12 protein-coding genes are annotated in these 11,871 nt (G+C 61.8%); 5 read left to right on the forward strand and 7 right to left on the reverse strand.

Annotation, left to right across the window (positions count from 1 at the left end):
• Positions 1-4 precede the first annotated feature (4 nt).
• From ptsP to HKK55_RS01985, 6 genes are all read right to left on the reverse strand, one after another.
• Positions 5-2,518, reverse strand: coding sequence for a phosphoenolpyruvate--protein phosphotransferase (gene ptsP / locus HKK55_RS01960; protein ID WP_169353117.1), 2,514 nt, complete (start codon positions 2,516-2,518; stop codon positions 5-7).
• 36 nt (positions 2,519-2,554) lie between these two features.
• Entirely contained in the window at positions 2,555-3,577 is a 1,023-nt protein-coding gene (locus HKK55_RS01965) for an SIS domain-containing protein (RefSeq protein ID WP_169353118.1), read from the reverse strand.
• Positions 3,558-4,664 (reverse strand): N-acetylglucosamine-6-phosphate deacetylase, encoded by a 1,107-nt coding sequence (gene nagA / locus HKK55_RS01970; RefSeq protein WP_169353119.1) that lies wholly within the window; start codon positions 4,662-4,664, stop codon positions 3,558-3,560. Before nagA ends, HKK55_RS01965 begins: the two co-directional genes overlap by 20 nt.
• Positions 4,665-4,717: 53 nt before the next feature.
• Complete coding sequence (locus tag HKK55_RS01975; RefSeq protein WP_169353120.1) at positions 4,718-5,449, reverse strand: GntR family transcriptional regulator; 732 nt, start codon at positions 5,447-5,449, stop codon at positions 4,718-4,720.
• Positions 5,450-5,722: 273 nt separating this feature from the next.
• Entirely contained in the window at positions 5,723-6,226 is a 504-nt protein-coding gene (locus tag HKK55_RS01980) for a murein L,D-transpeptidase family protein (protein WP_169353121.1), read from the reverse strand.
• 40 nt (positions 6,227-6,266) lie between these two features.
• A complete protein-coding gene (locus HKK55_RS01985; protein ID WP_169353122.1) occupies positions 6,267-6,815 on the reverse strand; it encodes an NUDIX hydrolase in 549 nt (182 codons plus the stop codon).
• 146 nt (positions 6,816-6,961) lie between these two features.
• On the opposite strand from HKK55_RS01985, the gene HKK55_RS01990 reads away from it, so the two are divergent.
• The 5 genes from HKK55_RS01990 (at position 6,962) to purT (ending at position 10,235) form a co-directional block, all read left to right on the forward strand.
• Positions 6,962-7,564: a CoA pyrophosphatase gene (locus tag HKK55_RS01990; RefSeq protein ID WP_169353123.1), complete on the forward strand. Its 603-nt coding sequence runs from the start codon at positions 6,962-6,964 to the stop codon at positions 7,562-7,564.
• Positions 7,565-7,604: 40 nt separating this feature from the next.
• Positions 7,605-8,129 (forward strand): gamma carbonic anhydrase family protein, encoded by a 525-nt coding sequence (locus tag HKK55_RS01995; RefSeq protein WP_169353124.1) that lies wholly within the window; start codon positions 7,605-7,607, stop codon positions 8,127-8,129.
• On the forward strand, positions 8,126-8,341 hold the full coding sequence (locus tag HKK55_RS02000) for a DUF1289 domain-containing protein (RefSeq protein WP_169353125.1): 216 nt from the start codon (positions 8,126-8,128) through the stop codon (positions 8,339-8,341). Before HKK55_RS01995 ends, HKK55_RS02000 begins: the two co-directional genes overlap by 4 nt.
• Positions 8,342-8,516: 175 nt before the next feature.
• Positions 8,517-8,984 carry a preQ0 transporter gene (locus HKK55_RS02005; protein WP_169353126.1) on the forward strand — a complete coding sequence of 156 codons (468 nt, stop codon included), beginning with the start codon at positions 8,517-8,519 and terminating at the stop codon, positions 8,982-8,984.
• 69 nt (positions 8,985-9,053) lie between these two features.
• On the forward strand, positions 9,054-10,235 hold the full coding sequence (purT, locus tag HKK55_RS02010) for a formate-dependent phosphoribosylglycinamide formyltransferase (RefSeq protein ID WP_169353127.1): 1,182 nt from the start codon (positions 9,054-9,056) through the stop codon (positions 10,233-10,235).
• 103 nt (positions 10,236-10,338) lie between these two features.
• On the opposite strand, the gene HKK55_RS02015 is transcribed toward purT, so the two are convergent.
• Positions 10,339-11,649, reverse strand: coding sequence for an MFS transporter (locus tag HKK55_RS02015; RefSeq protein ID WP_169353128.1), 1,311 nt, complete (start codon positions 11,647-11,649; stop codon positions 10,339-10,341).
• Positions 11,650-11,871: the final 222 nt, after the last annotated feature.

The following is an 11,871-nucleotide window of genomic DNA, read 5'->3' on the forward strand; positions in this document are numbered from 1 at the left end:
GTTGTCAGCTCAGCGGCCAGTGGTGTTGACAGGCTTGGCGAACGGCCTTGGCGCTGCTCAGGTTAAGCAGGCCTTGGCTCAGTTGCCGGCATTGAGCCGCGTCCATGTGGCGGACGCGGTCCTTGATTTCTGCGATTTGCGGCGGGCTGACGGACAGCTCGCTGACGCCCAGGCCGATTAGTACCGGCGTGGCCAATGGATCAGATGCCAGAGCGCCGCACACACCAACCCAGCGCCCATGCTTGGCGGCGCCGATGCAGGTCTGGGCGATCAGCCGCAGCAGCGCCGGGTGCATTGCATCGACCCGTGCGGCGAGGCCGGCGTGGTCGCGGTCCATGGCCAGGGTGTACTGGGACAGGTCGTTGGTGCCGATGGACAAAAAGTCCGCGTGCTCGGCCAGTTGCTCGGCCATCAGCGCGGCGGCGGGCACTTCGATCATCACGCCGAGTTCCGGGCGTTGGGTCAGCTCCAGCTCGGCGCACAGCTCGTCGAGACGCTGGCGAATGTGCAGCAACTCGTCGACTTCGCTGACCATCGGCAACAGGATCCGGCAGCGTTGCAGCGGGCTGACCTGGAGTAGCGCACGCAGTTGCTGATCCAGCAGTTCCGGGCGCACTTGGGCCATGCGAATGCCACGTAGACCGAGCACCGGGTTGGCTTCGGCGGGCAGCGGCAGATAGTCGAGCTGCTTGTCGCCGCCGACGTCGATGGTGCGGATGATCACGGATTTGTCGCCCATGGCATCCAATACCGCTTGATAGGCCTGGCGCTGCTCTTGTTCATCGGGTGCTGTACGGCGGTCGACGAACAGAAATTCAGTACGCAGCAGGCCGACACCATCGGCACCGTTTTCATGAGCCACCTGCGCTTCGGCGCTGGAGGCGACATTGGCCGCTACTTCAATGCCCACACCATCCAGGGTACTGGCCGGTGCTTGAGCCTGGGCCTGTTGTTCCTGACGCCGCAGCTTTTGCGCATCGCGAATCTGGTGGACCTGGGCGTGGCGTGCATCGTCCGGCGTGAGTTCCAGGCGACCATTGACGGCGTCCAGCACCACACGTTGGCCTGTCGGTACATCGAGTACTTCGGCGCCCAGTGCGACTACACACGGCAAACCTTTGCCCCGGGCGAGAATCGCCACATGAGAGGTTGCACCGCCTTCGGCCATGCAGATGCCAGCAGCGTTTTGTGCGCTCAGTTGCAGCAAATCCGAGGGGGTCAATTCATGGGCGGCGACAATGGCCCCCGCAGGCAACTCGAAATGCCAGGCTTCCCCCAGAAGCGCCCGCAGCACACGTTGCTGCAAGTCCCGCAGGTCGTTGGCGCGCTCGGCGAACAAGGGTTTGCCCAAGGCCAGGAGTACGTCGCACTGGGCCTGGATCGCATCACGCCAGGCGTGAGTGGCAGCGCTGCCTTGTTCAATGGAGCCAGTGGCGGCCTCCAGCAGGGTCGGGTCTTCCAGCAACGCCAGGTGGGCGGCGAAGATCTCTTCTTCCTCGACGGCCTTGCGCTGACGGGCGTGGTCCAGGGTGTTGCGGATTTCGCTGCGCACCTGTTCCAGGGCGCTGTCCAGGTGCTGCAATTGCTCGTCGGCCGAGTGGTTGCCTGAGTCCTGCGGCAACTCAATCCCGTTCAGCCGGAACAGCGGCCCGCAGACCAGGCCGGGCGCGCCGCATACGCCTTGCAGTACACCGACTTCGGTGTTGACCACGCGTGGGGCGTCGGCTACCGGTGCATGAGGCTCTTCGCTGACCGCGACCGACAGCGCGTCGATCAGCGCCTGCAACGCAGCGTCGCAGTCCTTGCCACGGCAAGTGACCTGCACCTCATCTTGTTCACCGATGCCCAGCCCCATCAGGCCGATCAGGCTGTCGCACGACGCTGATTTTCCGGCGAAATGCAGCTGTGACTGGCTGCTGAAACCCTGGGCGGTCTTGCGGATCAGGGCGGCCGGCCGTGCATGCAGACCACCCCGGTGAGTGATGCGAATGCTGGCGCTGGCTTCAGTGTGAGAGTCGTCGGCAGCCATGGGGCGTACGGTGGAGGCGTGGCGAGAAACTACTCGCAGCATCGGCTCGCCAACCTTGATCGTCTGCGAGGCAATCGGTTGCAGCTCGAACTGATCGCCATTGGTGACGATGATCAAGCTGATCAGGCTTTTGCACTGGCGGGCGATACGGTCCAGGTCAAAGCGCACCAACGCCTGTCCATCACGGACCCGCGCGCCTTCCTTGACCAACAAGGCGAAACCCTCGCCTTTCAACTCGACGGTGTCGATGCCTACGTGCAGTAACACTTCGGCACCGTTGTCGGCACGAATCGTCAGGGCGTGGCCGGTGCGGGCGACATGGATCACCACGCCGTCGCACGGTGCATGCAGGCAGTCGTTGAGCGGGTCAATGGCAATGCCGTCGCCCATGGCACCGCTGGCGAACACCTCATCAGGAACGTTGCCCAGGGTCAGCACCGGCCCACTGAGGGGCGCGCTGAGGGTGAGGTCATTATTATTGTGGGACATGGGCACGGTACTCATCAGGAAACGGCGGAAATCAACTCAGTGGGTACGGGTAACTTTGCTCAGGTGACGCGGCTGGTCCGGGTCCATGCCCCGGGCTTCAGCCAGGCCTGCAGCCATCACGTAAAAGCTCTGGATCGCCAGGATTGGGTCCAGGGCTGGGTGTTCGGCGCGAGTCAGGGTCAGGTCGCGCTCGGCGATATCGTCGGGCGCCGCCAGCAGTACACGGGCGCCGCGCTGGCGCATGTCGGCGGCCAACGTCAGCAATCCGGCTTGTTCGGCACCGCGCGGGGCGAAGACCAGCAGCGGATAGTTTTCGTCGATCAGGGCCATCGGCCCGTGGCGCACTTCGGCGCTGCTGAAGGCTTCGGCCTGGATCGCCGAGGTTTCCTTGAGCTTGAGCGCGGCTTCCTGGGCGATGGCAAAGCCGGCGCCACGGCCGATGACCATCAGGCGTTGGCAGTCGCGCAAGGCGTCGATGGCCAGGCGCCAATCCTGTTTGGCAGCTTCACGCAAGCCATCCGGCAAGGCATGGCAGGCTTCCAGAAGACCGTCTTCCTGGTTCCAGTGGCCGATCAATTGGGCGCTGGCGCTCAGGGTGGCGATAAAGCTTTTGGTAGCTGCGACGCTGTTTTCCGGCCCGGCGCACAGCGGTACGTGGAATTCGCACGCGGCTTCCAGGGGCGAATCTTCAGCGTTGACCATGGAAATGCTCAGGGCGCCACGCTTGCGCAACAAGCGCAGGCTGTTGACCAGGTCCGGGCTCTGCCCCGACTGGGAGAAGCCGAACGCCACCTGGCCGCTGACTTTCAGCGGCGATTGCAGCATGGTCACCACTGACATCGGCAGCGACGCCACCGGAATCCCCAGGTGTTGCATGGTCAGGTAGGCGAAGTAACTGGCGGCGTGGTCAGAACTGCCCCGAGCGATCGTCATCGCTACTTGCGGCGGCTGGCGGCGCAGGCGGCCGGCGACTTCCTCCAGTAGTGGGTCCAGGCGTTGCAGCTGGGCCTCGACGGCCTCACAGGAGGACAGGGCCTCTTCAAGCATTTTTGAAGTCAATGGTTTCTCCTTCGACCATTACGTCGGTGAGGTTCAGGGAGCGGTCCAGGCGCACGCAGTCGGCAAAGCTGCCGGGTTGCAGGCGACCACGTTCTTCCAGGCCCAGGTAGTCCGCAGGAAATTGCGACAGGCGTTGTGAGGCTTCGCTGATGGGCAGTCCGATCTTCACCAGATTTCGCAGCGCCTGATCCATGGTCAGGGTGCTGCCAGCGAGGGTGCCGTCAGCCAGGCGTACGCCGCCCAGGCATTTGGTCACGGTGTGGCTGCCCAGCTTGTATTCACCGTCGGGCATGCCGGCGGCGGCGGTGGAGTCGGTGACGCAGTACAGGCACGGAATCGAGCGCAGGGCCACGCGCATGGCGCCCGGGTGGACGTGCAGCAGGTCGGGGATCAGTTCGGCATATTGGGCATGGGCCAGGGCCGCGCCGACGATGCCCGGCTCGCGGTGATGCAGCGGGCTCATGGCGTTGTACAAATGGGTGAAGCTGGTGGCGCCGGCGGCGAGGGCGGCGACGCCTTCTTCATAGCTGCCCAGTGTGTGGCCGATCTGCATACGCACGCCCCGCGCGCTGAGGGCGCGGATCAACGCATCGTGGCCGGCGATTTCCGGGGCAATGGTGATCACCCGGATTGGCGCCAGGCGCAAATACTCTTCCACTTCGGCCATCAGCGCGGTGTGGGCGAAGTTCGGTTGTGCGCCGAGTTTTCCGGGGTTGATGTAAGGACCTTCCAAGTGCACGCCGAGGACACGGGCGCTGCCCGTCGGGCGGCTTTCGCAGAAGCGGCCGAGGGCGCCTAACACGCTGGAGATTTCGTCTACCGGCGCAGTCATGGTGGTGGCCAGCAGCGAGGTGGTGCCAAACCGCACATGGGTGCGGGTGATGGTCTCGAAGGCCTCGGTGCCTTCCATGATGTCTTTGCCGCCGCCGCCATGAACGTGCAGGTCGATAAAGCCCGGCAGCAGGTACGGCAGGTCATTTTCGGTCGGGTCGCAGGGCACACCTTCAACGGCAATGACTTTACCGTTGTGGTGCACCAGGCGGCCGCGAATCCAGCCTTGGGGCGTGAGGATGTTGTCTTCGGACATGGGCAGTTCTCTAAGTCTCGCAATTGGCGGCAAAGTCATATCGACGCGGCTTTCTAGCGTCGAAGCTCTGCGACAAAGTCGTAGTAATCGTTGCGGCAGTAGGTGTCGGTGATTTCAATGGGCGTGTTGTCGGCGGTGTAGCCGACGCGGGTCATCAGCAACATGGCGGCGCCGGGGGCGATGCCCACCAGGGCGGCGAACTCGTCCGAGGCGTTGATCGCCTGGATGTGCTGCAGGGCGCGCACGATGGGTTTGCCGATGCTTTCCAGGTATTCATAGAGCGAGTTGCCGATGGCTTGCGGTTGCGGCAGCACCGAGGCCGGCATGGCTGTCATTTCGATCGCCATGACCGTGTCGTCGGCCTTACGCAGGCGTTTGAGCCGCGCCACTTTGTCGGTGGGCGAAAGGCACAAGCGGATCAGTTCTTCGTGGGTCGGTGGGGTAATGTCCCGTTCCAGCCATTGGGAGGTGGGGACAAAGCCCTTGAGCCGCAGCATTTCGCTGAAACCCGAGAGGCGCGACAGCGGCTGCTCAAGGCGCGGCGTAATAAACGTTCCGGAACCCTGGCTGCGGCGGATCAGGCCTTGGGCGAACAGCACTTCCAGCGCCTTGCGGGCGGTCACCCGGGAAATACTCAACTGCTCGCTCAGGGCGCGCTCCGATGGCAATGCCTGCTCGGATTTCCACTGGCCAGCATGAATCGCGGCTTCCAGGTTACGGGCCAGTTGCAGGTACAGCGGCGTGGATTGTTTGTCGTCAGGGCGCAAGGCCAGGATCGGGTTCATCTGTAGGGTTTCCGATGCGGTTATTGGAGTGTTGTCGCCCGGTAGTGGTCGGAAATTAATACCACTTAAATACCATGTCAATGCCACGGAAATGGTGCAGGCAAGCGTTTACGGGCGTCTTTATGGTGCGCCGAATCAAGTGGTATTAGAGAGGTCTTTCTTTGTGGCGGAAGCGCGCAGCCTCCGGTCGTGCCTGGCAGGTGAACTGGTATTCACCGGCAGGCATCGCCGAAGGCTGGGATTTTTTTTGAATTTTTTACGAACGGTAGAGGGTTACGGCCGAATTTCGATCAGCGTGCCGTCCTTGACCAGATTCCAGACCTCACGCATGTCGACATTGCGCATGCCGATGCAGCCGTCGGTCCAGTCCAGGGTGTGGAACCACTCTTCCGGGTAATCCTCGGCGTCGGGGGTGCCGTGGATCATGATCATGCCGCCCGGCAGTACGCCTTCGCGGCGCGCACGGGCGGCGTCAGTAATGTTGGGATAGGAGATGTGCATGGACAGGTTGAAGCGGTCGCTGGTCTTGCGCCAGTCGATCCAATAGAGGCCTTCCGGGGTTCTGCGGTCGCCTTCCATCAGCTTGGTGCCCTTGGGGTTCCTGCCCAGGGAAATACGGTAGGTCTTGAGGGACTTGCCGTCATTGATCAGTTGCAACTGACGAGCAGATTTGAGAACCAGGATCTTTTCGACAGGTTTACCGTTCAGGGTCTCCAGGGTAGAGGCCGGCGACAGCGTGGCGAACGACAGGCAAATCAGAGCAAGCAACCAACGCATCAAGCGATATCCCTTAGAAGACTACGTACTGTCTGGATTGTTATTTGGCCAACGCAGTCAATGGCGGTACTGATTCGCTGCGCACTGGATACGACTGTTGCCGACGGTCAGCGAAAAAGCATTCTAGGGTACGCCCGACTGTGCGGAAAGCCAGCTCGGACCAAGGGATGTCGGCTTCATCAAATAGCCGTACTTCCAGGCTCTCGGGACCGGCGGAAAAATCCAGGTCGATCAGCTCGGCGCGATAGAAAATATGCACCTGGCTGATGTGCGGCACGTCGATCAGGGTATAGATGCTCAGGTTGCGCACTCGGGCGCAGGCTTCTTCCATGGTTTCGCGCATGGCGGCCTGTTCCACGGTCTCGCCGTTTTCCATGAAGCCTGCGGGCAGTGTCCAGAAGCCCAGGCGTGGCTCGATGGCGCGGCGGCACAGCAGCACCTGGTCGCCCCAGACCGGCACGGTACCGGCGACGATATTGGGGTTTTGGTAGTGAATGGTCTGACAGTGATCGCAGACATAACGCAGGCGTGCGTCGCCTTCGGGAATGCGTTGGGTGACCGGTTTACCGCACTGGCTACAGAAGTTCATGCTGGGGTTCCTGACGAGTGCGCCTATCTTGGCGTGGCAGGGTTGGGCCTGCAAGTTGTCGTTTAGCGACACCGCCCGGGTTTTGGGGTTGGGCGCCTGCACGCTTTGGTGCATGATGCAAAGTAGCCAACAGATCGAGATGACTCATGCTGGACGAGCTACTTCGCCGGGTAAGCAATCATACGCCACACGCACTGGAGGCTGACGGCCGTTTCCCGGAGGCTGCCGTGCTCGTACCGATCACCCGCAGTGATGAGCCGGAGCTGATCCTGACGCTTCGGGCCAGCGGTTTGTCGACCCATGGCGGTGAAGTGGCGTTTCCTGGCGGACGGCGCGATCCTGAAGACCCCGACCTGATATTCACCGCTTTGCGCGAGGCCGAAGAAGAAATCGGCCTGCCGCCGGGCCTGGTGGAAGTGGTCGGCCCGCTAAGCCCCTTGATTTCCCTGCACGGCATTCGCGTCACACCTTATGTCGGTATCATCCCCGATTACGTGGAGTACCTGGCCAACGACGCCGAAATCGCCGCTGTCTTCAGCGTACCCCTGGAGTTTTTCCGCCAGGACCCGCGCGAGCACACCCACCGTATCGATTACCAGGGCCGCAGTTGGTACGTGCCCAGCTATCGGTTTGGCGAGTACAAGATTTGGGGGCTGACGGCGATCATGATTGTCGAGCTGATCAATCTGCTCTATGACGACGCTGATATCAGCCTGCACCGTCCGCCCAAAAGCTTTATCAACACTTAATAAGCCATCGTTTCGTATGGCACGCCGTGAGGGCCACACCATGAAATACCGCCTGGGCGACGCCCGAGTCGAGACCCATCCCCAGAGTTGGGTAGCTCCCAACGCCACGCTGGTGGGCAAGGTCAAGTTGGAGGAGGGCGCCAACGTCTGGTTCAACGCGGTATTGCGTGGCGATAACGAACTTATCCTGATCGGCAAGAACAGCAACGTGCAAGACGGCAGCGTGATGCACACCGACATGGGCTACCCGCTGACCCTGGGCACCGGCGTGACCATTGGCCATAACGCCATGCTGCATGGCTGCACCGTCGACGATTACAGCCTGATCGGCATCAATGCGGTCATCCTCAACGGCGCGAAGATCGGCAAGTACTGCATCATCGGCGCCAACTCGCTGATCGGCGAGGGCAAGGAAATTCCCGATGGTTCACTGGTGATGGGCTCGCCGGGCAAAGTGGTGCGGGAATTGACCGAAGCGCAGAAGAAAATGCTGGAGGCCAGCGCCGCGCACTATGTGCATAACGCCCAGCGTTATGCCCGTGATCTGGTTGAGCAGGAAGAATGAACACGCCGGAACGCCCAGTGGCTTCGCCTTGCGTGAGTATTTGTGCGCTGGATGACGATGACATCTGCACGGGTTGTCAGCGCAACGTCGATGAGATCACTCGCTGGAGTCGCATGGACAATGCCGAGCGGCGTGTGGTGTTGGGGTTGTGCCATGAGCGGGCGAAGGCGAGCGGGATGATGTGGATGATCCCCGGAAAATCTGGCGCCTAACCCTGTGGCGAGGGGGCTTGTCCCCCGCTGGGCTGCGCAGCAGCCCCAGTTAAGTCACCGCAGCCAGGCAGGTAAATCTCTGTTGTAGGTTTTAGGGCCGCTTCGCAGCCCAACGGGGGACAAGCCCCCTCGCCACAGAGTACCCTGTGCCCCTTACCCACAGGTCCTTCGCCCCATGTTTTTCCTGATCGCCTATATCAGCAGCGTCGTGCTGATCAACTTCGCTTTTTCCACCGCCCCGCACCTGGACGTCATCTGGTCCGCCTGGGGCGGCCTGGTGTTTGTCTTGCGTGACATGGTGCAAACCCGCTTTGGTCATGGCGCGATCATCGCGATGCTGGCGGCGCTGGTGCTGTCCTATGTCACGTCCGATCCCGCCATTGCCCTGGCCAGCGCTACGGCGTTTGCGGTCTCCGAGTGCATTGACTGGCTGGTGTTCAGCATCACCAAGCGTCCACTGCACGATCGACTGTGGATAAGCTCGGCACTGAGTATCCCCCTCGATACCTTTATCTTCTTCGGCCTGATCGGTGCCCTGACGCCCGCCGTGGCGGGGACCGCGCTGGTCTCGAAATTCGCCGGGGTGACCGTTGTTTGGCTGGCCATGGCCTGGCGTATACGCAAGCAGCGTGTCGCCAACTGAGGCCAATCTTTACAGTTCATGTAAAATGCCGGCCTTTCTCCCTACGATCCGCTCCCCTGAGGACCTGAGATGACCCGAATCGGAACTCCATTGTCGCCAACCGCGACCCGCGTTTTGCTGTGTGGCTGCGGTGAGCTGGGCAAGGAAGTGGTAATCGAACTGCAACGCCTGGGCGTTGAAGTGATTGCCGTGGATCGCTACGCCAACGCGCCGGCCATGCAGGTTGCCCACCGCAGCCATGTGATCAACATGCTCGATGGCGCCGCCCTGCGTGCGGTGATCGAGGCGGAGAAACCGCACTACATCGTCCCGGAAATCGAAGCCATCGCCACTTCCACCCTGGTGGAGCTGGAATCCGAAGGCTTCACCGTGATTCCTACCGCTCGCGCTGCACTGCTGACCATGAACCGCGAAGGCATTCGTCGTCTGGCCGCTGAAGAGTTGGATCTGCCGACCTCGCCGTACCATTTCGCCGATACCGTGGAAGACTACCGCAAGGCCGTCGAAGACCTCGGTTTCCCATGTGTTGTGAAGCCGGTAATGAGCTCGTCGGGCAAGGGCCAGAGCCTGCTGCGCAGTGCCGATGACGTGCAAAAAGCCTGGGACTACGCCCAGGAAGGCGGCCGTGCCGGCAAAGGCCGGGTGATCATCGAAGGTTTTATCGACTTCGACTACGAAATCACCCTGCTGACCGTGCGCCACGTGGGCGGTACCACCTTCTGCGCGCCAGTGGGTCACCGTCAGGAGAAGGGCGACTACCAGGAGTCCTGGCAGCCCCAGGCCATGAGCCCGATTGCTCTGGCCGAGTCCGAGCGTGTGGCCAAAGCCGTGACTGAGGCGCTGGGTGGTCGAGGCCTGTTTGGCGTCGAGCTGTTCATCAAGGGCGATCAGGTGTGGTTCAGCGAAGTGTCGCCGCGCCCACACGACACCGGCCTGGTGACCCTGATTTCCCAGGATTTGTCGCAGTTTGCCTTGCACGCGCGGGCGATTCTGGGCTTGCCGATTCCGTTGATTCGTCAGTTCGGGCCATCGGCTTCGGCGGTGATTCTGGTGGAAGGGCAGTCGACCCAGACGGCATTCGCCAACCTCGGTGCTGCGCTGAGCGAGCCGGATACGGCGTTGCGTCTGTTTGGCAAACCGGAAGTGAATGGCCAGCGCCGCATGGGCGTGGCGTTGGCGCGGGATGAGTCGATCGAGGCTGCTCGGGCTAAAGCGACCCGTGCTTCCCAGGCTGTTGTTGTAGAGCTGTAACCGCGGCGCGCCTATCGCGGGCAAGCCCGGCTCCCACATTTGGAGTGCATTCTCCTGTGGGAGCGGCGGTGCGACGATTCGACTTGCTCGCGAAAGCGGTCTATCAGTCGACCTTGTTCAAATCGTTATCCCGCGTCTCTTTCAGGCACAGCACAGCAATCAAGCTGAGCAACGCCGCCGCCGACACATACCCGCCGACATAACTCAGGCCACCCATCGCCACCAGCTTGGTAGCGAAGAAGGGTGCAGCCGAAGCACCCACGATTCCACCCAGGTTATACGCCGCCGAAGCACCGGTATAACGCACCCGGGTCGGGAACAGTTCCGGCAACATCGCGCCCATCGGAGCGAACGTGATGCCCATCAGGAACAGCTCCAGGGCCAGAAACAACGCGACGGCCCAGGTCGAGCCATGGGTCAGCAAGGGCTCCATGGTAAAGCCCGACAGAATGGCCAGGACCGCACCGACGATCAGCACCGGCTTGCGCCCGTATTTATCACTGGCCAAGGCCGCCAATGGCGTGGCCAACCCCATGAACAGCACCGCAAAGCACAGCAGTCCGAGGAAGGTTTCTCGGCTGTAGCCCAGTGTGGATACGCCGTAGCTCAGGGAAAACGCCGTGGTGATATAGAACAGCGCATAGCACACCACCATCGAGGCCGCGCCCAGCAGCACTGGCAACCAATGCTGGCTGAACAGCTCCACCAAGGGCACTTTCACCGGTGCTTCCTTGGCCACGGCATTGGCGAAGACCGGGGTTTCATGCAGCTTCAGTCGTGCATACAAGCCGACCATCACCAGCGCTGCGCTGAGGATGAACGGGATGCGCCAGCCCCAACTGCGAAATTGTTCGTCGTTCAGGTTCATGGCCAGGATCAGGAACAGCCCGTTGGCGGCCAGGAAACCAATAGATGGCCCCAGTTGCGGGAACATGCCGAACCAGGCGCGCTTACCCTTTGGCGCGTTCTCCGTGGCCAGCAATGCCGCGCCGCCCCATTCTCCGCCAAGGCCCAGACCCTGGCCGAAGCGCAGCACGCAGAGCAGGATCGGTGCCCAGGCGCCGATGCTGTCATAGCCGGGCAGCAAACCGATCAGCGTGGTACAGACCCCCATCAGCAGCAGGGACGCCACCAGTGTTGATTTGCGGCCAATGCGGTCACCGAAATGGCCGAACAATGCCGATCCCAGCGGACGGGCGATAAAGGCGATGCCGAAGGTCAGGAATGACGCGAGCATCTGCGCCGTGCCGGATGTCTGTGGGAAGAACACCGGACCGATCACCAGTGCGGCGGCGGTGGCGTAGATATAGAAGTCGTAGAACTCGATAGCGGTGCCGATGATGCTTGCGGTAGCAACCCGTGCGGTCGAGTTGGTCGGGGCGGCAGGCGCGGCCTCGTTATAGGTGGTGCTCATTGACGTATCCCTGAAGTCATTGCGCGCTTGAGCGCAGATTATTATTGGTCTTGCACCCATGGATCAGGGTTGTGCGCGGAGCGGCTCGGGATGGGAGCGAGCGCCGGTCAGACAAAGTAACGCGATGCCTGGACGCACTGAGTGCGGATAGCACGCGGACGGGCAGGGCTTGGGTAAGCCGTGGGGATTATAGGAAGGGGGATGTGGATACAACAAGAGGTG

The sequence above is a fragment of the Pseudomonas sp. ADAK18 genome (assembly GCF_012935695.1).
Lineage (GTDB): Bacteria > Pseudomonadota > Gammaproteobacteria > Pseudomonadales > Pseudomonadaceae > Aquipseudomonas.